We start from the raw sequence: 25306 nt of genomic DNA on the forward strand, positions 1-25306 counted from the left end.
TTCAAATATACCCTACTCACTTAAATATAAAAAGATGCTTAAGAGATTGTTAATAATTTATATATTTGCTAGCCTTTAAAGAAATTAATAACCTAAAACACAAGATAATGACTAAAGCTGATATCGTAACAAATATTTCAGATAAACTAGGAATAGATAAGACAGACATACAGTCTACTATTGAAAAGTTTATGATTGAAGTTAAGGGCTCTTTAGAAAAAGGAGAAAATGTTTATTTGCGAGGTTTTGGTAGTTTTATTATTAAAACTCGTGCAGAAAAAACTGGACGTAATATATCAAAGAATACAGCAGTTAAAATACCTGCGCACAATATTCCTGCTTTTAAGCCTTCAAAAGTTTTTGTAAATGGAGTTAAGGCTAAGGTTGCTGTATCATAACTGAATTAATAACAATTAAAAGCTAGCATATATGCCAAGCGGTAAAAAACGAAAAAGACATAAGGTTGCTACTCATAAGCGAAAAAAACGTAGAAGAGCTAATCGTCATAAAAATAAAAAAGCCTAAGTGCATATCGGTGTTGCACTCAAAAAAATTAAACCCACGTTCATTGAAATGCTTTAGATAAAATCTAAAGCACAGGTTAAATACCTTAAAATTTATTGTTTAATCAACTATAACTTTAAAGTTATAGTTATAAAAATTATCAGAGTGAAGAAAGAACTGATTATCCGATCGAATTCCTCTGCTGTTGATTTTGCCCTGCTCAAGGATGGAAAATTAATTGAGCTAAACAAAGAAGTTGAAGATAACAAGTTTTCTGTAGGTGATATTTTTATCGCTAAAATCAGAAAACCTATTCCAGGACTTAATGCTGCTTTTGTAAATGTCGGTCATGAAAAAGATGGCTTTTTACATTATCACGATTTAGGACCTAAACTCCCTTCTTTATTAAAGTTTATAAAACAAATAACTACAGGTAAACACAAAGATTATTTACTTAAAAGATTTAGATTTGAAAATGAAATATCTAAAGATGGAAACATCGAAGATATTTTAAAAAGTCAGGATACAACCTTAGTTCAGGTAGTAAAAGAACCAATATCTACAAAAGGCCCTCGCGTTAGCTCAGAGCTTTCTTTAGCGGGCCGATTTATGGTTCTTATGCCTTTTTCAGATCGAGTATCAATTTCTCAAAAAATAGAAGAGAATAAAGAAAAAAGTCGACTCAAGCGCTTAGTTCAAAGCATTCAGCCCAAAGGTTTTGGTATTATTATACGTACTGTAGCCCAAGGACAAAAAGTAGCTGAGCTAGATGCAGATCTACAACAATTACTCTACCGTTGGAAAAACCTTTGCAGCAAATTGCAAAAGATAGATAAACATCCAACTAAAGTTTTGAGCGAAATCAATCGCTCTTCTTCTATTCTTCGTGATATTTTTGATAATAGTTTCACTGGGATTCATATTGATGAACCAGAAATTTATAATGAAGTTAAAGACTATGTTCAAAGTATTGCTCCTAAGAAAAAAGATATCGTAAAAATGTATACTGAAATAACTCCAATTTTTGAAAAACATGGAGTTGAAAGGCAAATTAAAACTGCTTTTGGACAAACAGTGTCAATGCAACGCGGTGCTTATCTTGTAATAGAACATACAGAAGCTCTTCACGTTATAGACGTAAATAGTGGAAATCGTTCTAGTAAATCTAGGGGTCAAGAAAATACAGCTTTTGACGTTAACATAATAGCCGCATCTGAAATCGCTCGCCAATTAAGGCTTCGAGACATGGGAGGCATAATAGTAGTAGATTTCATAGACTTGTCTTCTATCCAGAATCGTAAAAAGTTATTTGAGCATTTAAAAGAGGAAATGAGTCAAGACAGGGCAAAGCATAAAATTTTACCGCCTAGTCGATTTGGTCTTATTCAAATTACTCGTCAAAGAGTGCGACCAGAAATGAAAATTAAAACAAGGGAAGCTAACCCAAATATAAATGGTGAAGTAGAAGCTCCAATTGTTTTAATAGATAAAATCAACACAGAACTTAACAAAATTGTTAAGCATAAGCAATATAAAAGTGAACATGTTTTTTTACATGTTCATCCATTTATTGCTGCCTATTTGAAAGAAGGGTTTCCATCCATCCAACTCAAATGGTATTTTGAATATAAAAAATGGGTACGAGTTGTGCCTAGAGATGCATATCTCTACTTGAAGTTTAGTTTTATGGATAAAAACCAGAAAACGCTTCGAACATAGTTTTAAAACCACTATAAACATTTAGTTTATGGTGGTTTTTTTTTGAATTAACTTTACGGTGTGGAAAAAAAATCATATTCAATTAATGAAGCTCAAAAATTATTAGAAAATTATTGTGCTTATCAAGAAAGGTCACATAAAGAGGTTGTTGAAAAACTAAAGAAAATTAATATTATTCAAATTGGAATTGATCAAATAGTTGGCAATTTAATTCAAAATAATTATCTAAATGAAAGTCGTTTTGCAAAAAGCTTTGCTAGAGGAAAGTTTCGTATTAAAAATTGGGGTAAAAAAAGAATTATTTTTCAATTAAAACAACATCAAATAAGTGATTATAACATTAAGATTGCCTTACAAGAAATTGACGAAGTACAATACATAGAAACATTAAATCTGTTGAGTGAAAAAATATGGAAATCATCAAAGGAGAGTGTCTTATCTAAAAGGAAAATAAAATTCATTTCAGCACTACAATACAGGGGTTGGGAGGCAAATTTAATATACGATCAATTAAACAAATTTGAGAAAAACAAATAAACTTTTTAAATTAGTCTGACAATAAAATAAGTTTATTTTTACTCATTTCAATGGTTCCAGATTCAATTTTCAAAATAGTTTTACCTGCTATTTTTTCAAATTTATTTTTGAATTCATCACTTATTTTAAGATCACCCTCTATGGTAACAATTCCTCTTTTAAGACTTGAAACTACAGGAGCGTGATTATTTAGCATTTGAAAGTATCCATTTAATCCTGGAACAGATACTGAAAGAACTTCACCGCTAAAAAGTGTGGCTTCAGGGGATATGATTTCTAAATACATTATGATTCTGATAACATTTTTTCACCCGCTTCAATAGCATCTTCAATTGAACCTTTAAGGTTAAAGGCTGCCTCTGGAAGATGATCTAATTCTCCATCCATTATCATGTTAAACCCTTTAATGGTTTCTTTAATGTCAACTAGTACTCCTGGGATTCCTGTAAATTGTTCTGCAACATGAAATGGCTGAGAAAGAAAACGTTGAACTCTTCTAGCTCTTCCAACAGCTAGCTTGTCTTCTTCTGACAACTCTTCCATTCCTAGAATTGCAATTATGTCTTGTAGCTCCTTGTAGCGTTGAAGTAATTCTTTAACACGTTGGGCGCAATCATAATGCTCGTCACCTAAAATATCAGCAGTAAGTATTCTAGAAGTAGAATCGAGAGGATCAACAGCGGGATATATTCCTAGTTCAGAAATTTTTCTGGAGAGTACTGTTGTCGCATCTAAATGAGCAAAAGTTGTGGCTGGAGCAGGGTCAGTTAAATCATCGGCTGGCACATAAACTGCTTGAACTGAAGTAATAGAGCCTTTATTTGTAGAAGTAATTCGCTCTTGCATTGCTCCCATTTCAGTTGCCAATGTAGGTTGATATCCCACAGCGGATGGCATACGTCCTAATAGGGCTGAAACTTCAGATCCTGCCTGGGTAAATCTAAAAATATTGTCAACGAAAAATAAAACATCTTTTCCTTTTCCATCTCCAGCTCCATCTCTGAAATACTCAGCAATTGTAAGTCCAGATAAAGCAACTCTAGCTCTTGCGCCAGGGGGCTCATTCATTTGCCCAAAAACAAATGTAGCCTTAGATTCTTTCATTACAGATTTATCAACTTTTTTAAGATCCCAACCGCCTTCTTCCATAGAACGCATAAAATCATCTCCATACTTAATAATTCCTGACTCAAGCATCTCTCTAAGTAAATCATTACCTTCTCTTGTCCTTTCTCCAACACCAGCAAATACCGATAATCCTCCATGACCTTTAGCTATATTATTGATTAGTTCTTGAATTAAAACTGTTTTTCCAACACCAGCTCCACCAAATAAACCAATTTTACCGCCTTTTGCATAAGGCTCAATTAAATCAATTACTTTAATTCCTGTAAATAATACTTCAGTAGCAGTAGATAGTTCATCAAAAGCAGGAGCCTCTCTGTGAATAGAAAGTCCATCTTTTCCTGTTTTAGGAAGATTTCCTAGTCCATCGATTGCGTCTCCAATCACATTGAACAATCTTCCATATATTTCTTCACCTATAGGCATTTGAATAGGGTTGCCTGTTGCAACTACATCGGTTCCTCTACTAAGACCATCTGTTGAGTCCATTGAAACTGTTCGAACGGTGTTTTCTCCTATATGAGATTGAACCTCAAGCACTAAAATACTATCATCGGTCTTTTTAATTTCTAGTGAATCATAAATTCTAGGAAGTATGTTGTTTTCCCCCGAAAACTCTACGTCGACAACGGGGCCGATAATTTGTGAAACTTTTCCAGTGCTAATTGCCATAAGTGATCGATAAAATGATGTTATTCAAACTAATATAAATTCGAGTGCAAATATAAGAATGATTAACAAAATTTAAATTTTTATTTGCTTAAAATAAATCTAGTTTTTCACAAGCTTTCAATATTAATTTGAAATCAGTATCCTTTTTGTTTTGCTATACACTCTAAATGATAATTTGTATCCCCCAAAAGGTGTTGAACAACCCTTGCTCTTTTGAGGTAAAACCCAATATTAACGTCGTCCGTAACTCCAATCCCTCCGTGCATTTGAATTGCCTCATTTGAAGTTAGTTTTAAAACTTCTCCTAGTTTAGCTTTTGCTAAATGAGCATATTGTGAAAGGTTTTCATTCTCATCATCTATAGATTGTAATGCCTTTAAAGTAATAGACTTACAAAGCTCTATCTCACAAAAAAGATGTGCCGCTCTATGTTGTAATCCCTGATATGAGCCAATTTTAGTTCCAAATTGTTCTCTTTCTTTGATGTAGTCCATTGTCTGATTAAATGCTGCCTGAACACTTCCTAACATTTCACAAGAAAGACCTATTGCTCCAATATCAAGTATAGATTTAAGAATGGCCTTACCCTCTATTTCAATATCAAGCTGGTTTTTAGCAGGTACTTTAACATTATTAAATGAAATAGATGAATAGCTTCCAGCATCCATAAATACATCGTTTTTTATGTCGATTCCTTTGGATTTTGAATCAACAAGAAAAAGGCTAATCGATTCATCTAAACTAGCAACAACGATTAGGTAATCAGAATCACAGGCGTCTATTACCATCCTTTTCTTTCCATTAATAATAAAACTATCACCAGAAAGCGATGCTGATGATTCAACTGAATTTGGATCAAAAAATGATTTTTCATCAAGAGCCAAACTCATAAGTGTTTTTCCGCTCATCAACTCAGGAAGCCATTTAGCTTTAAGGGTTTCATTGTCTGATAGTCTAATTGCAGTTGCTGATAATAAAATTGAAGATATTAATGGAGACTTAGTTAGAGTTTTACCTGTTTCTTCCAGTATCTGGCCTAGTCCTGTATATCCAAAATCTAAACCGCCATAATTTTCAGGTATTGTTAAAGCAGTCCATCCCATTTCAACAAAACCTTCCCAAACTTTTGGATCATAGGACTGGTAATTATTATCTCTAAGTTCCCTAAAGCTTTCTATAGGAGAGTTAGTTAGTAAAAACTCACTTGCAGCTTCTTTAAGCATTTTTTGCTCTTCTGTTAAAGTTAATGGCATAATGTTTTATTTAAGATGGTAGATTAAGTACTCGTTTCGCAATAATATTAAGTTGAATTTCTGAAGTTCCTCCTTCAATTGTATTTCCTTTAGAGCGGCAAAATTTTCTAGCTACATTTGCATCATTATTTTCATTAGGGACCCACAATAGAGCGTCGTTCCCTCCTATCTGTATCAATAATTCTTCTCGCTTTACATTTAATTCTGTCCCATAGTATTTAAAAAAAGACGATAACGCGGCAGCCTGTTTTCCTGATTTGTCTTCATCCACAATTCTTTGAATTGTTAATTCAAAAATATTTTCATCCATTTCAAATTTCGCAATTTGAGTCCTCAAGAAGCTGTCATTTAATTGCCCTGAAGACAACCCAAGTTGATCTATAGCAATTTTACTTATTTCTTTTTTAATCTCGGTTCCTCCAACTCCACCAATCATTTGTCTTTCATGAGTTAATAGGTACTTAGCTATTGTCCATCCATCATTTAGTGTCCCTACCAAATTAGATTTTGGAACTTTAACATTATCAAAAAATGTTTCACAAAAAGGAGATTTTCCACTTATAAGTTTAATGGGCCTAACGCTTACACCTTGTGTTGACATGTCTATTAGTATAAAACTAATACCATTATGTTTGGGTACATCAGTATTTGTTCTAACTAAACAAAAAATCCAATCAGCATTATCTGCATAAGATGTCCAAACCTTAGAGCCGTTTATCAAGTAATGATCTCCCTTGTCTTCAGCTTTCATTTGAAGGCCTGCTAAATCACTTCCTGCGCTGGGCTCACTATATCCTTGACACCACCATATTTTACCCTCTACTATTTCAGGAAGATAATTTAGTTTTTGTTCTTCAGAAGCAAACTTCAAAAGAGCTGGACCCAACATAGCTATTCCAAAACTAAAAAGAGGTTTTCGGCATCCTAACCTTGCCATTTCTTGAGTTAAAATATTATTTTCCTCAGGACTTAAACCGCCACCACCATATTTCTTCTCCCAATAAGGAACTATCCATTTTTTTTCTAGCATTTTTTCAAACCATATTTTTTGGTCTTTACTAGTGAACTTGGCATTTCTACCTCCCCAGTACATGTCACTTGATCTTTTGACCGGCTCTCTCGCGCTCATTGGACAATTTTCTTCTAACCAAGCTCTAGTTTCTAAGCGAAAATTTCCTAAATCTACCTTTGTAGTTGTTTCCATGTTTTTTATAAATATATTTTAAAATAAACGATCAATTTTTCTTTTCTGAATTGCCTGAAAAGCCATTATTCCTAATAGCTCAACCCCTTTATCAAGCTCTTTAAACCTAGGGTCTTTAGTATATCCTTTTTGGTAACGATAATAAATTTGTTGAATAATTCCTGCGATTTTAAATAGTCCGAAAACAAAATAAAAAAGAACATTTTGAACAGATCGTCCAGAGTTTTCTCCATACAAGTGAACTAATTCTCCTCTGGATGGAATTCCTTTTAAATACGTAATGTTTAAATTTAACTTTTGGATCATTTCAGGGTCTGTTTCATGAATCCAGTAACCAAGACTGGTTCCCAAATCCATTAAAGGATCTCCTATGGTTGCCATTTCCCAATCTAGAACCGCATTCACCTTTACTTTATTGCCAATTTCAAACATAAGGTTGTCAAATTTGAAATCATTATGAATAAGACAAGCTTCTGAGTTATCAGGTATATTTTTTGATAACCAACTTATAGTTTTATCTATACCTGAAAAATCATGAGTTTTTGCGTTATTGTATCGTTTAATCCACCCTTTAACTTGCCTGATCACATAACCCTCCGGTCTTCCAAAATCTTGAAGTCCAATTTTTTGAATCTTTAAAGAGTGAATCTCAGAAAAAGTATTAACAAAGGAGCTAACTAAACTTGGTATTAAATTAGTTTTTGGCCAATCAGATTTGGGCTGTGAGCCTCTAAAAATAGTTCCATTTACTTTTTCCATAATGTAAAATTCATTACCGATAATAGTTTTGTCATCGCAAAAAATAATTGGAAGAGGTGTTTTACTAAAATGGTCTTTTAATGCACTAAGTATTTTAAACTCGCGTTGCATGTCGTGTCCTGATTTTATATTTGCTCCATGAGGAGGTCTTCTTAAAACCATTTCTTGATCTCCCATTTTAATCAAGTAAGTCAGATTCGAGAATCCTGACGGATACTGCAAGAGCTCAAGGTTTGAATTGTTATTTAAGTTTTTACGTAAATACTCTTCTAAAGAACCTAAGTTAATTAACTCATCTTTACGAACATTACCAGCTTGATCTAAATTGTACACAATACTCTTTTTAATTTTTTTATTAGACAGAATATTCTTTTAAGATTTGTCTAGCTAATCTACTCTTATGAACTTCATCAGCACCATCATAAATTCTAGCAGCCCTCTCATGTCTATAATAAGAAGCTAAAATTGTATCATCCGTAATTCCTTTGGCTCCATGAACTTGAATTGCACAGTCTATAACTTTTTGAAGAACATTAGCACAGTAAAATTTAATTATTGAAATTTCATTTCTTGTTTTATAAGCCCCTTGTATATCAATCTTATGGGCTGCGTCCTGAACTAATAAACGAGCAGCATTAATTTCTGCTCTACATTCAGAGATCCAATTTTGAATTGTTTGCTTATCTGCTAATTTTTTTCCATGTGCAAGTTCACGTGATAATGCCCTTTTACACATTAAATCAAAAGAACGCTCACATATTCCTATCCATCTCATGCAGTGATGTATCCTTCCAGGACCAAGTCTTTTTTGGGCAATTGAAAAGCCTTCACCATCAGTCCCTAAAACGTTTGCTAAAGGAACCTTTACATTGTGAAATTTAATTTCTGAGTGGCTTTCCCATCCTCCTCCTGGATGTCCCATTATTTGAATATTTCTTACAAATTCCAAGCCTTCGGTTTTTGTTGGCACAATAATTTGACTTGCTTTTTTATGAGGGTTGTCAGAGTCTGGATTTGATACTAACATTACTATTGCAAACTCAGCACCATCAAACCCTGAGGTGAACCATTTATGACCATTTATTATATAATTATTTTCTTTTATCTCTGCAGTGGTTCCCATGTTCACTGGATTAGAGCCTGCAAAATCTGGTTCAGTCATAGCAAAGCAGCTCCGAGTTTCACCCTTTAATAATGGCTCTAAATATTTTTCTTTTTGTTCTTTAGTTCCAAATTCAATAAGAATTTCCATATTTCCTGCATCTGGCGCTTGACAATTAAATACATAATGTCCATATGGGCTTGCACCTAATATTTCACTTACCTCACCATGTTGTGCGTTAGTTAAACCTAGTCCCCCATAATCCTTAGGTATCTGAGGAAGCCATAGTCCTTGAGCTTTTACTTTATCTCTTAATTCATTAAGTTTTGGGAGTTTTTCATCCCATTCACAGTTTAAAATCCAAGGCTCTAATGGGTACAATTCATCTTTAACGAATTTGGTAATTTTTAATTTTATTTCTTCTAAATTCATTGATATTTTTAATTATTTTCCTTTAAAATTCGGTTTTCTTTTTTCTATGAAAGCCGTTACACCTTCTTTTAAATCGTGACTTTTAAAAGCCAAAACTTGACGTTGAGCTTCAAAAGCAATAGTACTATCTAGATCATTATTCATTGAATGAACGATATCTTCTTTTGTTATTCCAATTGCTAAAGTTGGTCTCTTTGCTAATTCTTTAGCCCAGTCTATAGCCTCATTTACTATTTTTTCATTTTCAACTACTTTATTAGTCAAGCCTAACTCTAGACATTCTGACCCCATGATTTTTTTACCACTTATTGCAATTTCAAAGGCCTTACTGTATCCAACTTGTCTAGAAAGAAGCCAGCTTGCACCACCGTCGGGACCTAATCCTATATTAACAAAAGCATATAAAATAGCACTTTTATCACTCATTACTCTTAAGTCACAAGCTAGAGCAAAAGCAGCACCAACTCCTGCTGCAGTTCCATTAATTGCCCCAATTATTGGTTTGTTGAGATTAAAGAATTGATTCATTAAGGGTTGGTATTGAGCAATTATATAATCTCTTCTTTGTTCTGGAGTTACTTGCTCCCCAAAAACAGTCATATCAGCTCCTGCACAAAACCCTCTACCTGCTCCAGTCATAACAATTGCTCTTACAGATTCATCATCTTTTGCTTTATTTAACGATTCAGAAATTCCGTCAACCAAGTCTTGATTTACTGCATTATATCGGTCAGGTCTATTTAATGTGATTACTGCAACACCCTCATCTATATTATATAATACTGCTTTATTCATGATTTATTTTTTATAGGCTAAAGCTAAAAATTCTGCTATACAAGCAGGCTTCTCCTGTCCCTTAAGTTCAATTATTACTTTCATTTTATATTTAGCACCCTTTGGATTTGCATCAAATTCCATTAATGAAACTCTTCCTCTATATTTTGATCCAGAAGGAGTTGCATTGGTAAACCTTACTTTGTCTAATCCATAATTAATAACCATACCAACATTATTAAGCTCATAACTATCAAACATTATCTTAGAACACATTGATAGCATTAAAAATCCATGAGCTATGGTTGTCTTATAAGGTGACTCTTTTTCACTTTTTTCCTTATCGATATGTATCCATTGATGATCCCCTGTTGCATCAGCAAAAATATTTATTTTTTCTTGATCCATTGTATACCAGTCAGTTAATCCCAGTTCATTTCCTACTTGACTTTTTAACTCATCAATAGAATTGAATTTGGATTTGTAAGCATCGTTGTTTTTTGATTCCATAATATCTTTATTAAATTGTCATATGACCTCCATCAGCATTATAAACCCCTCCCGTTGAATAACTTCCTGCTGAAGAAGCTAAATAAACAGCTAAACCACTCATTTCAATAGGCTCAGCGACTCTTCCCGCTGGAAGTTGATTTTTGATTTGGTTAAGTATTGCTTCATTTTTCCATAAAGCTGAACTAAATTTTGTTTTTATTAATCCAGGACAGATTGCATTTGAGCGAACACCATGTTTTCCCCATTCTTTAGCCTGAACTTGAGTAAGCATTATAACCGCTGCTTTAGTAATACTATAGATTCCCAATCCAAGACTAGGCTTCAAGCCCTCAACACTTGCAATATTTATTATTGATCCGCTTTTTTCTTTTTTCAAATATGGAAAACATAAATTACTTAGATCAAAAACAGATTTAAGATTGACATTAAGCATTTTATCATATACCTCACTACTCATGTTTTCTAAAGAATCGTAAACAGGGTTAATTGCTGCATTATTAACTAAAATATCTATTTTACCATAGGAATCAATCGTTTTTTGAACTAGATTTTTTCTCTGATCTTCATCACCAACATGACAAGATTGGCCCATCGCAGTAAATCCTTCTTTATTGAATTGCTGCGCGACCGATTCTACTGCATTTTGATCTCTACTACTTAATACAACTTTAGCTCCGTACTCTGCTAAACCACGAGCTATTGCTAGACCAATTCCTTTACTAGAACCAGTAACAATGGCAACTTTCCCTTTTAATTCAAATAATTTTCTTGTGCTCATAATTATATAAGATTACATTGGCATTGCTCCTCCATTTGCATGAAGAGTAATTCCATTAATAAACGATGCTTCTTTTGAAGCTAAAAATAAATAAGAATAACCCATGTCTTCGGGTGTTCCTATTCGTCCAACGGGTATTTGAGCTATTCCAGCTTTAATAATTTCTTCTGGCATAGAATCTGACATTACAGATTTGATAAACCCTGGAGCAACAGCATTTACGGTTACGCCAAATCTTCCTACTTCTTTACATAAAGCTCTTGTAAAACCAGAAACACCTGCTTTAGTTGCTGCATAATTTGCTTGACCAAAAGCTCCCTGAAATCCATTAATTGATGAAGCTGATATAATTCTTCCATAGCCTGCATCTCTCATGTGAGGAAGAACAGCTTGAGTGGTGACAAAAAGAGCATTTAGGTTTATGTTGATTACTGTGTTCCACTCTTCAGAAGACATTTTTAAAAAAGAACGATCACGAATAACCCCTGCGTTATTTATTAAGATGTCTATTTTTCCGTGTTTTGAAATAATTTCTTCTACAGCACTACCGACACTTTCAGTACTAGTAATGTCAACTTTTTGAAAAAATATAGATCCCCCATTAGAGGATATTCGATTTGCAGTTTCTTCACCTGAATCAAGAACATCCCAAAGAGCAACAGTTGCTCCAGCTTTACAAAAAATTTCACAAATTCCTTCGCCAATACCTCTGGCTCCACCAGTAATAATAGCTATTTGACCTTCTAAACTGTACATGTTATTTAATTTTTTATTTTTAATTAATATTATATTTTACAACTACATTATTTAAATTACTTCCCGTCCATAAAGAACCTCCATATTCAATAGCCGAAGTTAGCCAATTTGTTTGACCTGTTGAGTCTTGAAGATTATAAAGTATTTTTCCTTTTTCATCGACTCCAATAACAAAGTCACAAGGTTTTGAAGAGCTAGGGTTTCTAACTGAACTTGGCCTAATTCTGAATTACGACCCATTCTTGCGATTGGATACTCTTCCATATAACCACATCCACCAAACATTTGTGTAAACATTCAAAAGCAACTTTATCTGAAAGCTTGGTAGCTAAAAGCTTAGCTATTTATACTATTCGGTGTTTTAAAGCACCGGAGCCTATGTCGGCAGCTATTACCTTATGCCCAGAAGCAGAAAGAGCAACGACTGTTGCTCTTTCTATTCCTTTTGCTGCGCCTGTAACAAAGACGACTTTATTTTTAAAATTCAATAGTCTTTAAATTAGAAATTAAACCCTGCTTTTAAGACAACTGTTCTTTCAATAATTGGCATACCTGGAAATGCTCTGTATTTTTGATCGAATAAATTAGTAGCAGCTATGTCAAGTTGAATTGGTCCAACTTTTTTTCCAATACTAAAATCAACCAGATTCTTCTCATCGGTAGTTCCACCGAAAAAACCTTGATTCGATTCAAAAGAATCATCATGTTGGAATGAAATACTTGCTCTAAACCCATTATCTCCTACTAGTCTTGCGCCAAGTCTATATTTCCATAATGGAGCATTTAAAAATTGTGGAAAAAGTAATCCATCATCTCCATAATCACCTGGAGTCCAAACGTTTTGACTTAACCATGAAGCATTACCCCAAAGTGTTAAGTTTTTAGTAGCAGAAAAATCAACCGAAAGATCTGCTCCGTAATGACTTCTTACTGCATCATCATAAGAACGATATCCAGCAGAAACATGAGTAATTCCATCATTAGCAGGAACACGATTTGATTCTACAGATCCCATTGCTTGAAAAGAATAAGTTCCATCTGCTTGTAACACACCACCACCTAAAGCAGCTAGTCCGTCACCTCCTATTGTGTATGCTCCTCCAGCAAATCCAGCTAAGCCTCCAACAACAGTGGCAACCTGGGATGGTAACTCACTAGCGATACCACCAGCAATCAATCCAGGGCCAACACTTGCTTGAGTTCCTGCAATTGCATTTGCTAAATTTGGCATAGGAGCTACAGTCGCTCCAATTAATGCAGAAATAGCTGCCGCAGTAGCGGCATCTAATCCATTAGCTGAAAGACTTTCAAAAGTAATACCAGCACCAGCTAGTTGAGTCGCTGCAGCCTGATATCCAGCTGTTACTTGTTGTACTATTCCGCCGTTTACAGCAGCTGTAACTCCAGCAGTTACTAAAGGAAGAAGTGCAGCTGTAACAGGAGCAGTAACTCCGGCAGCTACATCAGCTCCGACCTGAGCACCATAGGCAGCTGAATCAAAACCAGTCAAACCAAATGTCGGTGCAAGTGCAGTAAATTGTGTAAATCCATTTAGATTATAGCTGTATACATCTAAACCAACCGCCCATTTGTCTTCTATTAATCCTTTATAACCAACTTCCCACGTTTCAACTGTTCCAAGACGTGCTTTTCCTGCATCAGTTCCATATGCCATTGTTTCGGAAGGGTTAAATAAGTTGAATCCTCTAAATGTACCATTCACGCCCGCTGGGCCTCCAGCAGCATTATAACCTGATAAAAAGCCTTCAAGAATAGGAGCAAACGGTGCTAAAGCAGAACCATCATATCCTAAAGCAGCGTTTGGAACAGATAAAGCTCCTACGGCTCCTGCAGCAGATAAAGCTCCAACACCCCCAGTTATAACTGCATTTGGCAGTCCAGGTGTAGCAACGGGTAGGCTAATTCCTAATCCAGCAAGTTCAAATACCTGTTGTGCTGGTGGAGCAAAAGTTTGTTCTGAAGTTTGACCCGATAACCATACATCATACACACCAGGTGAAAGTATAGCAACTGGAAAATCAATAAATGTTTGAAGAGCAGAAGGACCATAAGTCGCTACACTATATGAAGCACGAAATGAATTTCTTGGATCAGGTTTGAAAACAAGTGCAACTTTAGGAGCAAATTTTCCTTCGTCTATAAAGTTAAGTTTGTCGTACCTTCCTGTGTAAGTCAGTGTAAGTTGATCTGATAAATCAGTAGTTCCTTGAAGGTAAGCCCCAGCTATCAGAAAATCATCATCAGCCTCATTTCTTCCGTAAAGAGTGTTTGCAGTATCAGAACCATTATTACGATAGTCGAATCCAGCAATAAAACTTGAATTTAAAGAAGGGATTTCAAAATTATATTGAACCTGTGCTTCTAAAGCTGTTCTTTTCGCTACTTGACGAAAACCTGTTCCATATAAGAAAGTTGGGTTTTTTTCATCTCCACCATCATTAGTATTATAGTAAGCATTCATAAACCATCTTCCACTATTTATACGAGCTTGAGCCCAATAGTCATTCCCATTAATTTGACCGTATCCCTGTGCGTTAAAAAACAGTCCATTTCCATTTGCCATACCAGCGGCAAGGAATCCTGTTGTAGTTGAACTAGGACGAAATTCCATATGAATATTTGCTGAATAATTAGAATATTCATTTAAAAGTGGGTTTCCATCTCCATCAGGGTCTAAGTCACTCTCCCCTAACAATAGCGTTCCAGCTGAATTTCCATCTACTACTCCGTCTTTAATAGCCGGTTGACTAACAGTTTTAAAAAGGTCAGAAATCACACCTGCGTCAGCAACTGGATCTAATTTAAATTCATCTCCTTTAGCATATCTAGCATTTATTTTCCATCCAAAAGTTCCACTAGAATTTGACTGAGCATGTCTAATTGCTCCACCTGTTCTGGCTTGACTTCCAGCAAAGATTTCAGCAGAAGTTCCTGGATAATCAATCGCACTTTTAGTTATAAAGTGAACGATACCTGAGGTAACATTTGGTCCATAAAGAGCACCCGCTGGACCTCTTACAACTTCTATTTGTTGTAAATCAAGACCAGAAATTCCAGACTGATATGTTAAAAATGTTCCTGCAGATGGTGATACTAAAAATCTGTAATCCATCATAACGAATGTACCTGTTCCAAAAACTCCAGCACCAGCTCTCATTTCTAAATTTAATGAGTTTGCAGATTGTTGCTGAAGTTGAACTCCAGGAACATTAACCAATCCAGCAACTGGATCCTGTACATAAGGAGAGTTTTGAATGTCCGCAGAACTTAATATTGAAACAGAAGCAGGAGAGTTTTGAACACTTTCTGGTCTACGAGAGGCAGAAACGACAATTTCATCCAACTTAGTCCCTGAGGCCATAGATACATTAACTTGTTGATCAGCACTAGTAACCTCTATAGTTTGAGATCCAAAACCTACGGAACTAATCACTAAATTAAATGGTAATGCTTGACTGGTTGTAATTGTATAATTTCCATCAAAGTCAGAAACTACACCTTGATTTGTGCCTTGAACTACAATATTAACACCTGGTATAGGGTCGTTATTGCTATCTACTACTGTTCCATTTATTGTGTTTTGCGCAATAGCAAAAGGGGCAATTAATGAAAAGGTAAAGGCTAATAAAGTCTTAATAAACGTTGTTTTCATGATTTATTTATATAAAGTTTGATTTTTTAATTACGATAAAAAATTAAGTATTTTATTTATCATTGGTTTTAATATTGGGCTTGACATGTCATGACCCATTGCCCGAATATAGTATTTTTTAGCGTTCAAATGAAATTTTAAGTGATTTTTCGCATGTGTAATTGGAGTCAAAGGGTCGTTAACTCAATGAATTACAATAGTTTGTGCTTTTATTTCATGTGGCCTGTGTAATCTTTATTTAGACAATTTTATTGCATGAATATGGTGGTTTTTACTGGTGGATTGAAACCATTATGATGTTTAATTTCATAACAAACAACTTGAATCATTTGTTTCAAATCCATTGGAAATCCTCTCTTGCCCCAATTGAGCAATTTGAATTCTAGATTTCACGGTTTTTTCATTGTATGGGTATTCAGTATTTTTAACTATTAATTTTGGTGATTCATTGAATTTTAAATCATCAAATTCAGTAATTGATGAGATTTACTTATAATTAAGTATGAAAAAATCAAATTATTCCCATACAATTGAAGAAGGATTTTCATCCCATTTCAAATAGTTTTCCATATATTTTTTATCAATCGCAGGACGTTTAACTTTTAAAGTTGGAGTAACTAATCCATTCTCAACAGTCCATGGATCTTTAACTATAACAATAGTCGATATTTTTTTATACGACTCCAGTTCTGAATTAATCTTTTTCAAATCCTCAGTAAATAATTTTTCAAATTCAGACTTATCAGTTTTACTTCCTATTTCTGATAGGTGTACTAAAAGTATAGGCTGGGAATTTCCTAATCCTACAATACACATTTGCTCGAATTCGTTATACTTTCCAAAATAATACTCCAAAGGCAATGGCTCTATATATTTGCCTTTAGATGTTTTAAAGTTATCCTTAACTCTTCCAGTGATAAATAAAAAGCCGTCATCATCAACATAGCCCTGATCTCCTGTGTAAAGCCAACCGTCAATAAGAGATTCGTTTGTTGCCTCGGGAGCTTTGTAATATCCCTCCATTAGGAAAGTACCTTGCATTAAAATTTCATCATTTTCAGTATTAATTTTAATAGAAACTCCTTCCTGAGGAATTCCAACAGAACCTGGCCTGTCCCAAACATCATCTGCTAGCTGATTACTGATTGCACAATTTTCGGTCATACCGTAACCGTTTACAATATTTATACCGATAGCTCGATACCAATTTCTTTGAGAGGTTTGCATGGGGGCGGCTCCAGACACTTTTGCTCTTGCTCGACTCAAGCCTAGTTTTTTAGTGAGAACTTTTTTTATTAGCGATCTAACAAGTGGAATACTTAAAAGTATATTTAACTTTTTTTGTGAGAACTTTCCTAATATTCCCATTTGAAATTTTGTCCAAATTCTAGGGACTGCAAAAAAGACTGTAGGCTGAACAGAACCTAGGTTTGCTCCAAAGGTATCCAGAGATTCTGCAAAAGAAATTGTACCTCCAAATCTAAACGCAGTAAATTCTACAACAATTCTTTCTGCAATATGATTCATGGGTAGATATGAAAAGAAATGATTATTACCATTATAATCAATCTTAAGAGGATTTGTGTTTTCTGAAATTATCTTAGTTGCTTCATTTGCCCTATAGGATAAAACTACTCCCTTAGGTTTTCCGGTCGTTCCAGAGGTGAAGATTATTGACCATGTATCTGATAATTTTGGTATATGGGGGCTTGAAAGCGGTTCATGCTTATTTATGAATTCAAACCATGAATGTCCTCTATCAATTGAAGAATGATCTTTGTAGGTTGGAAAAGCAATAACAGGCATTTCTTGTGGAATAAAAGATTTTATATCCTCCCAATTTTCTATTTTACCAACAAATAAAGCATCTACATCTCCAAAATCTAAAAGTCCTCCCAATTCTTTTCCAGTTAGTGTTGGAAAAAATGGAACAGAAATATATCCTGCCATCATTATTGCTAAATCTGCAATAACCCATTCTCTGCAGTTCTTAGAAATTAACCCTATGTGAGCATTCGGCTTTAGTCCAAGAGATTTAATTCCTGTAGCTAACTTTCTTGCCATCTGTCCTGTTTCTCCCCATGTATATTCTTCCCATTGATCACCAAAAGGTTGCCTTAAAAAAGTTTTGTCTTTTTGTGTTTTTTCTAGTTCATAAAATTTGAAATCAAAATGTGTTTGTGCAGTCATTTTTTTGGTTGGTATTTAAGTTTTACTATTCCTATTGCTTGCCACCCTCCACCTGTATAAAGCAGGTAATGTTGTCCATCAGTATGCTAAAACACATAGGGATATCTTAGGGGTTAACAATATAAGGATTTTATATAATTGAGCTAAACTTTTAAGTGATGTATCCAACCCCAAAGCTTAACTAAAATAAAAGAATATAAAAAGTTGAAAAATAGCATCTTTAATTCCTTGAGCACCAAAACCTAAAACATTAAAGAGTTTTTAATCTTTTAGATGGCTTTATAAGGTTTGATTTTTAGATTTATAGAAAGGAGATTGAAAATTTTTAAAAAATTGTATCTGATATACAGTTTTTTTTAATATTTTAGTAGTATAAATGCTATATTTTGCTTAATTCATTAAATAAAACTAAGAAAAAAATTTTACTCACCTCTATAGGTCTGTTTAATGAACGAGGTGTTTTTCATGTTCTAAATCAGGAAATTGCAAAAGCCTCAGAAATTAGCCTTAGTAATTTTAATTATCATTTTCCAACAAAAAAAGATTTAGTCTTATTTGTTTGTGAATATATGAGATCTACTTTAAATAAGAGAATAGCTGAGAACAAACTTCTTATTAATGACTCGACCCCCCTAGATGTAGCTAGAATTTATTTAGAATTTGAAAATAAATTTAAATTTTTTTACTTAGACACTCACAATATTCTTAAATCTTACAAGGCTCTTGATAAAGAAATGGAATTTCAAATACATGAAGCGGTTCAATTATTCAAGAATATGATTTATGTTGGAGTGGGAAAAGGCGACATGGTTCATGGACCCGGTATTGTTGAGAGCACTTATGAAGAACTTTCCAATCAAATATGGATGACTTGTCACTTTTGGTATGTTCAGTCTCATTTCAAACATGAAAAAGAAAATATTGTAAATAAAGGACTAAAAGCGTGTTATGGTCTTTTAGCGCCATACTTAACTCCTAAAGGAATTGATGGGTACAAAGAGTTTTTAAACGATTTAAATAAATAAAAATAATTATGAGAGAGGCAGTAATTGTTTCAACATCAAGAACCCCTATTGGAAAAGCATACAAAGGAGCATATAATAATACTAACGGTCCACAATTAGGTGGATTCGCAATTAAAAATGCTGTTGAAAAAGCAGGAATAAATCCTGAAGAAATTGATGATGTAATAATGGGATGTGCAATGCAACAAGGAACTACTGGGGGAAATATTGCTAGGTTAGCTGCTTTGTCTGGAGGACTCCCGTATTCAGTTAGCGGAATGAGTATAGACAGGCAATGTTCCTCTGGAATGATGGCGATAGCTACAGCTGCAAAACAAATTATTGTTGATGGGATGAATACTGTTATAGGTGGAGGTCTTGAATCAATAAGTCTTGTTCAGAATAAGACTATGAATACAAACAGAATGATTGATGAGGAATTAGTCAAGAAGCATAAAAGTATTTATATGCCTATGCTTCAAACTGCAGAAGTTGTTTCTGAGCGATATAATATTTCAAGAGAGAAACAAGATGAATATGCATTACAAAGTCAGATGAAAACTGCAGCAGCTCAAGAATCTGGAAAATTTCAAAATGAAATTGTACCAACAACAACTGAAATGGCAGTCTACAACAAAGAGACTGGAGAAACATCCTATGAAATTATTACGCTAGATAAAGATCAAGGAAATCGTCCTACTACCTCAATAGATGGCTTAAATAGCCTGAAGCCTGTAATTGAAAATGGATATATTACAGCAGGAAATGCGAGTCAGCTTTCTGATGGTGCATCTGCGTGTTTACTCATGGAAGGGAAAACAGCAGCTAAAAACAATCTGAAACCTTTAGGTATATATAGAGGAATTTCAGTAGCAGGATGCGCACCTGATGAAATGGGTATTGGACCTATATTTGCAATTCCAAAATTACTAAAACAGCATGGTCTTACTATGGATGATATTGGTCTTTGGGAGCTAAATGAAGCTTTTGCAGTGCAAGTTATATATTGCAGAGACCAGCTAGGTATTCCAGAAGAACTATTAAATGTAAATGGAGGAAGTATTTCAATTGGACATCCTTATGGAATGTCTGGATCAAGAATGGTAGGTCATGCATTAATTGAAGGAAAAAGAAGAGGAGCAAAATATGTTATTTCAACAATGTGTATTGGAGGAGGAATGGGTGCTGCTGGACTTTTTGAAATAATATAAAAATTAATTTATAAATAGATCTATGAGAAAAAGTATTTACATATTTATGAGGTCTATAATGCAATTTGGTTTTTATTTTTACTTTAAAAAAATTACCGTTTACGGAAAAGATAAAATTCCTAAAAATGGCGGTATAATATTATCTCCTAATCATCAAAATGGTATTATTGATCCTTTTATAGTTGGTGTAAACTTCGGAAGAACAATAACTTCTTTAACACGCGCTGATGTTTTTGGAGGGTCTTTTCATTGGCTGTTTACGGCAATGAATATGATCCCCGTATATAGAATTAGAGATGGATATGCTAGCTTAAAAAACAATAATTCTATTTTTGAAAAATGTTATGAGCTTTTAGGAAAAGGTAACCCTGTTCAAGTTTTTTCTGAAGGAAAACAGCATGAGAATTATTTTTTAATGCCTATTTCAAAGGGAAGCAGTAGGCTGGCTTTAACTGCCCAGAAAAAAAATCCAAAACAAAATATATACATCTTACCAATAGGAATTAATTATAGCAATCGGAGAAATCCTTTATCTTTTATACATCTTGTTTATGGAGAGCCTATCCTAGTTAAAGATCATCTAGATGAAAGTCTTTCAGAAGTAAAACAAATAAATAATCTAAGAGACCTCTTATGTGATAGAATGAAAAAATGTTTGTGGCTTCCAAATAAAAGTGAAGGCTATTTAAATCAATGTTCTGTGATCAATAATTTGAAAGGAAATGAATCTTTTAATGAGATAAGGGACCGGGTTAAGGAATCAAAGGAATTTAAAATATCAAGATCTTTAACATTACTTGAAAAAATATTTGGGAGCCTTGGGTATATTTTAAATGCTCCAGTTCTTTTAATCACAAAGAGTATTCTATCAAAATTTGAAGATATAGTTTATTACAGCACTATAAAATTATATTGTGGTCTGTTTTTACTCCCATTATGGTGGCTTTTTATGCTGTTTATCATTTCTTTTATAGGATTAAAATATGCCATACTATCAGTTTTTATAGCTATTTTTTGTTTATACATAAGACAAAACAATCAAAATATAATTTTTAATAAATAAAAACTATATAGATCTTTATTTTGTCAATATTAACTTAAGATAATATTAATAAAATAGATTAAAACTATTAATATAATTTATATAATAGATTAAAACTATTAATATTGTTATATTTAGTCTTTGTAACTTTAAAAAATGAAAGATTTAATAATCATTGGCGCGGGCCCAATAGGATTAGCTTGTGGTATTTCCGCACAAGAAGAAGGTTTAAATTATATAATAATTGAAAAGGGTACTTTGGTTAATTCATTATTTAACTACCCTTTAAATATGACATTTTTTTCAACTTCAGACAGACTTGAAATAGGAACTATCCCTTTTATCTCTCAACAGCCCAAGCCAACTAGATCTGAAGCTCTTGAATATTACCGAAGAGTAGCCTCATCCAAGAAATTAAAAATAAATCTATATGAAGAAATATCTAGCATAACAAAATCAAATGTGGGTTTTAATGTTATTACCTCGAAAAACAAGTATTCATCAAAAGCAGTAATTATTGCTACAGGGTTTTATGACTTTCCTTATTTGTTAAATATTCCCGGAGAAAGTCTTCAAAAGGTAAAACACTATTATTCTGAACCTCATCCTTATTTTGGAATGGATCTTGCAATTATAGGGTCAGCAAACTCAGCAGTTGATGCTGCACTTGAAACTCACAGAAAGGGGGCCAAAAGTGTTACTATGATAATTCGAGAAAAAGAAATTGGAGAAAATGTTAAATATTGGGCTAGACCTGATATTATAAATCGAATTAAAGAAGGAAGCATAAAGGCGTATTTCAACTCCAATGTTAAGAAAATAACTGAAGAAGATATTTTAATTAGATCTCCAGAAAAAGAGTTTTCCATTAAAAATGATTTTATTTTAGCCATGACTGGCTATCAACCTAACTTTAAACTTCTTGAAGACTTAGGAGTGAATTTTAAAAGTGATGAATATAGAACTCCCGTTTATAATGAAAAAACTATGGAGTCAAATGTGAAAGGAGTTTATTTAGCTGGTGTAGTTTGTGGAGGGCTGAAAACAAATAAATGGTTTATAGAGAACTCTAGAGAACATGCTCCAAAAATAATTCAAAATATATTCAAAGGCTAGACAAATTTTCTTATTGCCAAGACACTCCCAAGATGAATACCGTCATGAAACAAGACAAATGTAAAGGCAGATTCAAAACTATCAATCACCTGATTTGTTGAAGTAGTGAAAGAATAGTATTTTTTAAATATAGAATTCTTGATGTCCTCATCTAAAAAGTCTAATGTAGAAAAAAGTAAAGTTTTAATCTCTTCTAAGTCTTTATCAGTAGCTGGAATTTTAGGAAAAGTCCCTTTGTCATAATTGATTACCCATTTTTGATCAATATGAATATTGTTTCCTGAAAGCGAATACATTAATCTTTGCTGAACAACAATACAATGAGCTAAATTCCAGAAAATTGAATTATTAAACCCCTCTGGAATATTATTTAGCTGATCCAACGTATAACTGTTCAATATTTTATAGAAAATTTTTCTGTTGTGTTGTAAAATTGATCTTTGTGGTTCCATAATTTAAAAATGTTATTAAATTTATAAAATTTGATCATATAAATAACCCTCGAATAAATGAATATTTTAGTTATCCCAGACTCATTCAAAGGAAGTCTTTCGTCAGTTAAAGTTTCAGATGCAATATATGATGGAGTTAAAAAAATATTACCCAATTCTTCTATAAAAAAAATTCCATTCTCTGATGGAGGCGAGGGAGCTATTGACCTACTAAACCAAATTGGGGGTGGTGAAGTTGAGTATGTTAATACTGAAAACTCTATAGGATTAAAAATAAAAGCCCCTATTTATTGGTTGGAAAAAAATAAAACAGCTTGGATTGAACTATCTCAAGCCTCTGGACTAAGCTCTCTTAGTAAAAAAGAGATGAATCCTATGAAAACAAGTACTTTTGGATCAGGAATTCTTATAGATTATGCCTTAAAAAATGGATGTAAAAAAATTTATATTGGACTTGGAGGAAGCTCCACTCATGATCTTGGAAGTGGAGTATTCATGGCTCTTGGTGGAAAATTATTAAATAAAAATTTTCTTCCAATATTAAGAGGTGGACAAGGTCTTTTAAATTGTGAAAAAATTAATTTTAATACTCTAAATCCAAAAATTAAAAACTGTGAAATAATTTTAGCTGTTGATGTAAATAATAAATTGTTAGGACCAAATGGAGCTGCTAAAACTTATTCTCCTCAAAAAGGAGCTAATACTAAGATGGTTGAAAAACTTGAACGTGGATCAATCAAGTTTGCAAAACTTATTCAAAAAACTACAACTAAAGATATATCAAAAATTAAAGGAGGCGGGGCTGCTGGTGGTGCTGCTGCTGGACTTTATGGATTAATAAATGCTGAAATTAAAAGTGGGTTTGAAATTTTAGATAAATTAATTGATTTGGAATCTCATATTTCTAGTACAGATTTAATTATTAGTGGAGAAGGTCATTTAGATCACCAAAGTTCTTTTGGTAAATTAGTTGGCCAAGTTGGTGTATTAGCAAAAAAAAATAAAAAAATATTAATATGCATTGCAGGTAAGGTTAGTTTAAAAACCGAAGAATGTAAGGCTATTGGAATAAGTAATGCATGGACCTGTAGACCTGATAGTTATACTTTAAAAAAATCCATGGATAATGCTTATGATTTAATTAAAAAAAGTACTGAAAAAGCCATTAAACATTATATAAGTCAACAAAAATGCACATAGAAATTTTATTTATTACGCTTACTGTTGCGTGGATAATCCTTGGAACTTCTTTTCTAAAATTGCACCCTGTACTGGTACTTTTAATTGGATCTTTATTTTTAGGAGTTTGTCTGGAAATTAAACTTATTAATATCACGTTTGAAATTTTTGAGGGATTTGCTTTAACTTCAAAAAAAATAGGGCTACTCATATTGTTTGGAACACTAATAGGAACTTCGCTTGAAAAAAGTGGAGCCACATCAGTAATTTCATTAGGAATATTGAAAAAATTTTCAAAACTTCCATTGACATATGTAGTCAGTTTAACTGGTTTTATTGTTTCTATTCCAGTCTTTTGTGATGCTGCTTTTGTTATTCTTTCAACATTAAACAAAAAACTATCTGAATTAAGTAAAAGTTCTAAAACTACATTAACTGTTGCTCTTTCAACTGGGCTATTTGCACCACATGTTCTTGTCCCCCCCACCCCTGGCCCCTTAGCTGCTGCTGCTACTTTAGATTTAGAAAATATTTTTTTACTTTTTATTTGCGGAGGAATTTTAGCTTTAATTCTTGCGCTTGTTGGTGCTTTTTATTCTGAAAATTTTATTGAAAAAAGTAATGTTCTTTCTAAAGAAAATATACAATCACTATTAAGTCAATCACAATCAGAAAGTTTTTTGAGTTTTAAATTGGCAAGTTCTCCTATTTGGGTTCCAATTTTATTAATGTCATTAAGACCATTGATTAACACAAAGTTTAGTTTTTTGAGCTCTCCAATATTCGCTCTCTTTATTGGAGTCGTTATTTCATTATATATTTCAAAAAAAACAAATCTTAAATATTTATTAACTACTTCAATTAAACAAGCCATTCCTATCATTGCTATAACTGGGATGGGAGGGGCATTAGGTAGTGTAATTCAAAACATAGACGTTGTCTCCTGGTTTAAAGAAATGAATTCCATTTCCTCTTTAGGAATTATAATTCCTTTTTTAATTGCAGCTACTCTAAAAACAGCTCAAGGGTCTTCTACTGTAGCAATCATAACTACCGCTTCAATTATAGCACCTATGCTTGCAGTTTTTGGTTTGGAAAACGAAATCGGTAAAGTTGGTGCAATTCTAGCAATTGGTGTTGGTTCAATGACAATATCACACGCTAATGACTCGTACTTCTGGATAGTCTCTCAAATGGGCGGTTTAGACGTTAAAACCGCATATAAAACTCATACGATTGCAACTTTAATTCAAGGATTAATTGGTATTGTTTTGTTATTGATTATCTACAATTTACTTGTGATACTTTAAG

Annotated in this window: 23 protein-coding genes; 9 read left to right on the plus strand and 14 right to left on the minus strand. The window is 33.3% G+C overall.

Going from position 1 to position 25306, the window contains the following annotated elements; all coding sequences use genetic code 11:
• Nucleotides 1–107 precede the first annotated feature (107 nt).
• The 3 genes from AC34EU_RS01845 to AC34EU_RS01855 all read left to right on the plus strand — a co-directional run bounded on the left by AC34EU_RS01845 (nucleotide 108) and on the right by AC34EU_RS01855 (nucleotide 2760).
• Nucleotides 108–398 (plus strand): HU family DNA-binding protein, encoded by a 291-nt coding sequence (locus AC34EU_RS01845; RefSeq protein ID WP_487533791.1) that lies wholly within the window; start codon nucleotides 108–110, stop codon nucleotides 396–398.
• Between the two features lie 271 nt (nucleotides 399–669).
• Nucleotides 670–2223: an Rne/Rng family ribonuclease gene (locus AC34EU_RS01850; protein ID WP_487533790.1), complete on the plus strand. Its 1554-nt coding sequence runs from the start codon at nucleotides 670–672 to the stop codon at nucleotides 2221–2223.
• Between the two features lie 60 nt (nucleotides 2224–2283).
• Entirely contained in the window at nucleotides 2284–2760 is a 477-nt protein-coding gene (locus AC34EU_RS01855) for a regulatory protein RecX (RefSeq protein ID WP_487533789.1), read from the plus strand.
• Between the two features lie 10 nt (nucleotides 2761–2770).
• On the opposite strand, the gene AC34EU_RS01860 is transcribed toward AC34EU_RS01855, so the two are convergent.
• The 13 genes from AC34EU_RS01860 to AC34EU_RS01920 all read right to left on the minus strand — a co-directional run bounded on the left by AC34EU_RS01860 (nucleotide 2771) and on the right by AC34EU_RS01920 (nucleotide 17991).
• On the minus strand, nucleotides 2771–3046 hold the full coding sequence (locus AC34EU_RS01860; RefSeq protein WP_487533788.1) for a FoF1 ATP synthase subunit delta/epsilon: 276 nt from the start codon (nucleotides 3044–3046) through the stop codon (nucleotides 2771–2773).
• The gene (gene atpD, locus AC34EU_RS01865; RefSeq protein WP_487533787.1) at nucleotides 3046–4557 is read right to left on the minus strand and encodes a F0F1 ATP synthase subunit beta; all 1512 of its coding nucleotides are present in this window, start codon (nucleotides 4555–4557) and stop codon (nucleotides 3046–3048) included. Before atpD ends, AC34EU_RS01860 begins: the two co-directional genes overlap by 1 nt.
• 134 nt (nucleotides 4558–4691) lie before the next feature.
• Entirely contained in the window at nucleotides 4692–5810 is a 1119-nt protein-coding gene (locus tag AC34EU_RS01870; RefSeq protein ID WP_487533786.1) for an acyl-CoA dehydrogenase family protein, read from the minus strand.
• A 10-nt stretch (nucleotides 5811–5820) separates the two neighbouring features.
• Nucleotides 5821–7014: an acyl-CoA dehydrogenase family protein gene (locus AC34EU_RS01875; RefSeq protein WP_487533785.1), complete on the minus strand. Its 1194-nt coding sequence runs from the start codon at nucleotides 7012–7014 to the stop codon at nucleotides 5821–5823.
• Nucleotides 7015–7032: 18 nt separating this feature from the next.
• Nucleotides 7033–8106, minus strand: coding sequence for a phosphotransferase family protein (locus tag AC34EU_RS01880; RefSeq protein ID WP_487533784.1), 1074 nt, complete (start codon nucleotides 8104–8106; stop codon nucleotides 7033–7035).
• Nucleotides 8107–8128: 22 nt separating this feature from the next.
• Nucleotides 8129–9307, minus strand: coding sequence for an acyl-CoA dehydrogenase family protein (locus tag AC34EU_RS01885; RefSeq protein ID WP_487533783.1), 1179 nt, complete (start codon nucleotides 9305–9307; stop codon nucleotides 8129–8131).
• 12 nt (nucleotides 9308–9319) lie between these two features.
• A complete protein-coding gene (locus AC34EU_RS01890) occupies nucleotides 9320–10102 on the minus strand; it encodes an enoyl-CoA hydratase/isomerase family protein (RefSeq protein ID WP_487533782.1) in 783 nt (260 codons plus the stop codon).
• Between the two features lie 3 nt (nucleotides 10103–10105).
• The gene (locus AC34EU_RS01895) at nucleotides 10106–10591 is read right to left on the minus strand and encodes a MaoC family dehydratase (RefSeq protein WP_487533781.1); all 486 of its coding nucleotides are present in this window, start codon (nucleotides 10589–10591) and stop codon (nucleotides 10106–10108) included.
• Nucleotides 10592–10601: 10 nt separating this feature from the next.
• Complete coding sequence (locus tag AC34EU_RS01900) at nucleotides 10602–11372, minus strand: SDR family NAD(P)-dependent oxidoreductase (protein WP_487533780.1); 771 nt, start codon at nucleotides 11370–11372, stop codon at nucleotides 10602–10604.
• 12 nt (nucleotides 11373–11384) lie between these two features.
• Nucleotides 11385–12128 (minus strand): 3-oxoacyl-ACP reductase FabG, encoded by a 744-nt coding sequence (gene fabG / locus AC34EU_RS01905; RefSeq protein WP_487533779.1) that lies wholly within the window; start codon nucleotides 12126–12128, stop codon nucleotides 11385–11387.
• A gap of 99 nt (nucleotides 12129–12227) precedes the next feature.
• The gene (locus AC34EU_RS01910) at nucleotides 12228–12425 is read right to left on the minus strand and encodes a hypothetical protein (protein ID WP_487533778.1); all 198 of its coding nucleotides are present in this window, start codon (nucleotides 12423–12425) and stop codon (nucleotides 12228–12230) included.
• Nucleotides 12426–12627: 202 nt separating this feature from the next.
• Nucleotides 12628–15801 (minus strand): TonB-dependent receptor, encoded by a 3174-nt coding sequence (locus tag AC34EU_RS01915; protein ID WP_489696012.1) that lies wholly within the window; start codon nucleotides 15799–15801, stop codon nucleotides 12628–12630.
• Nucleotides 15802–16317: 516 nt separating this feature from the next.
• Complete coding sequence (locus tag AC34EU_RS01920) at nucleotides 16318–17991, minus strand: AMP-binding protein (protein ID WP_489666557.1); 1674 nt, start codon at nucleotides 17989–17991, stop codon at nucleotides 16318–16320.
• A gap of 386 nt (nucleotides 17992–18377) precedes the next feature.
• On the opposite strand from AC34EU_RS01920, the gene AC34EU_RS01925 reads away from it, so the two are divergent.
• The 4 genes from AC34EU_RS01925 (at nucleotide 18378) to AC34EU_RS01940 (ending at nucleotide 22364) form a co-directional block, all read left to right on the plus strand.
• On the plus strand, nucleotides 18378–19016 hold the full coding sequence (locus tag AC34EU_RS01925; RefSeq protein ID WP_487533775.1) for a TetR/AcrR family transcriptional regulator: 639 nt from the start codon (nucleotides 18378–18380) through the stop codon (nucleotides 19014–19016).
• 8 nt (nucleotides 19017–19024) lie between these two features.
• Nucleotides 19025–20206 (plus strand): acetyl-CoA C-acyltransferase, encoded by a 1182-nt coding sequence (locus AC34EU_RS01930; RefSeq protein ID WP_487533774.1) that lies wholly within the window; start codon nucleotides 19025–19027, stop codon nucleotides 20204–20206.
• 22 nt (nucleotides 20207–20228) lie between these two features.
• The gene (locus AC34EU_RS01935) at nucleotides 20229–21269 is read left to right on the plus strand and encodes a 1-acyl-sn-glycerol-3-phosphate acyltransferase (RefSeq protein ID WP_487533773.1); all 1041 of its coding nucleotides are present in this window, start codon (nucleotides 20229–20231) and stop codon (nucleotides 21267–21269) included.
• A gap of 135 nt (nucleotides 21270–21404) precedes the next feature.
• A complete protein-coding gene (locus AC34EU_RS01940) occupies nucleotides 21405–22364 on the plus strand; it encodes a YpdA family putative bacillithiol disulfide reductase (protein ID WP_487533772.1) in 960 nt (319 codons plus the stop codon).
• Here AC34EU_RS01940 and AC34EU_RS01945 read toward each other — a convergent pair.
• On the minus strand, nucleotides 22361–22816 hold the full coding sequence (locus AC34EU_RS01945; RefSeq protein ID WP_487533771.1) for a DinB family protein: 456 nt from the start codon (nucleotides 22814–22816) through the stop codon (nucleotides 22361–22363). The two genes, AC34EU_RS01940 and AC34EU_RS01945, sit on opposite strands and share 4 nt — an antisense overlap.
• 57 nt (nucleotides 22817–22873) lie before the next feature.
• On the opposite strand from AC34EU_RS01945, the gene AC34EU_RS01950 reads away from it, so the two are divergent.
• Both AC34EU_RS01950 and AC34EU_RS01955 read left to right on the plus strand, forming a co-directional pair.
• Entirely contained in the window at nucleotides 22874–24016 is a 1143-nt protein-coding gene (locus AC34EU_RS01950) for a glycerate kinase family protein (RefSeq protein WP_487533770.1), read from the plus strand.
• On the plus strand, nucleotides 24007–25305 hold the full coding sequence (locus tag AC34EU_RS01955) for a GntP family permease (protein WP_487533769.1): 1299 nt from the start codon (nucleotides 24007–24009) through the stop codon (nucleotides 25303–25305). The genes AC34EU_RS01950 and AC34EU_RS01955 overlap by 10 nt, the downstream gene beginning before the upstream one ends.
• Nucleotide 25306: the final 1 nt, after the last annotated feature.

The sequence above is a fragment of the Candidatus Marivariicella framensis genome (assembly GCF_982709265.1).

What these genes read in the sequence shown, in the direction of transcription:
- AC34EU_RS01845 (WP_487533791.1), top strand. Translation starts at nt 108, where the DNA reads ATGACTAAAGCTGATATCGTAACAAATATTTCAGATAAACTAGGAATA.
- AC34EU_RS01860 (WP_487533788.1), bottom strand. Translation starts at nt 3,046, where the DNA reads ATGTATTTAGAAATCATATCCCCTGAAGCCACACTTTTTAGCGGTGAA.
- atpD (WP_487533787.1), bottom strand. Translation starts at nt 4,557, where the DNA reads ATGGCAATTAGCACTGGAAAAGTTTCACAAATTATCGGCCCCGTTGTC.
- AC34EU_RS01870 (WP_487533786.1), bottom strand. Translation starts at nt 5,810, where the DNA reads ATGCCATTAACTTTAACAGAAGAGCAAAAAATGCTTAAAGAAGCTGCA.
- AC34EU_RS01875 (WP_487533785.1), bottom strand. Translation starts at nt 7,014, where the DNA reads ATGGAAACAACTACAAAGGTAGATTTAGGAAATTTTCGCTTAGAAACT.
- AC34EU_RS01885 (WP_487533783.1), bottom strand. Translation starts at nt 9,307, where the DNA reads ATGAATTTAGAAGAAATAAAATTAAAAATTACCAAATTCGTTAAAGAT.
- AC34EU_RS01890 (WP_487533782.1), bottom strand. Translation starts at nt 10,102, where the DNA reads ATGAATAAAGCAGTATTATATAATATAGATGAGGGTGTTGCAGTAATC.
- AC34EU_RS01895 (WP_487533781.1), bottom strand. Translation starts at nt 10,591, where the DNA reads ATGGAATCAAAAAACAACGATGCTTACAAATCCAAATTCAATTCTATT.
- AC34EU_RS01900 (WP_487533780.1), bottom strand. Translation starts at nt 11,372, where the DNA reads ATGAGCACAAGAAAATTATTTGAATTAAAAGGGAAAGTTGCCATTGTT.
- fabG (WP_487533779.1), bottom strand. Translation starts at nt 12,128, where the DNA reads ATGTACAGTTTAGAAGGTCAAATAGCTATTATTACTGGTGGAGCCAGA.
- AC34EU_RS01910 (WP_487533778.1), bottom strand. Translation starts at nt 12,425, where the DNA reads ATGTTTACACAAATGTTTGGTGGATGTGGTTATATGGAAGAGTATCCA.
- AC34EU_RS01915 (WP_489696012.1), bottom strand. Translation starts at nt 15,801, where the DNA reads ATGAAAACAACGTTTATTAAGACTTTATTAGCCTTTACCTTTTCATTA.
- AC34EU_RS01920 (WP_489666557.1), bottom strand. Translation starts at nt 17,991, where the DNA reads ATGACTGCACAAACACATTTTGATTTCAAATTTTATGAACTAGAAAAA.
- AC34EU_RS01930 (WP_487533774.1), top strand. Translation starts at nt 19,025, where the DNA reads ATGAGAGAGGCAGTAATTGTTTCAACATCAAGAACCCCTATTGGAAAA.
- AC34EU_RS01935 (WP_487533773.1), top strand. Translation starts at nt 20,229, where the DNA reads ATGAGAAAAAGTATTTACATATTTATGAGGTCTATAATGCAATTTGGT.
- AC34EU_RS01940 (WP_487533772.1), top strand. Translation starts at nt 21,405, where the DNA reads ATGAAAGATTTAATAATCATTGGCGCGGGCCCAATAGGATTAGCTTGT.
- AC34EU_RS01945 (WP_487533771.1), bottom strand. Translation starts at nt 22,816, where the DNA reads ATGGAACCACAAAGATCAATTTTACAACACAACAGAAAAATTTTCTAT.
- AC34EU_RS01950 (WP_487533770.1), top strand. Translation starts at nt 22,874, where the DNA reads ATGAATATTTTAGTTATCCCAGACTCATTCAAAGGAAGTCTTTCGTCA.
- AC34EU_RS01955 (WP_487533769.1), top strand. Translation starts at nt 24,007, where the DNA reads ATGCACATAGAAATTTTATTTATTACGCTTACTGTTGCGTGGATAATC.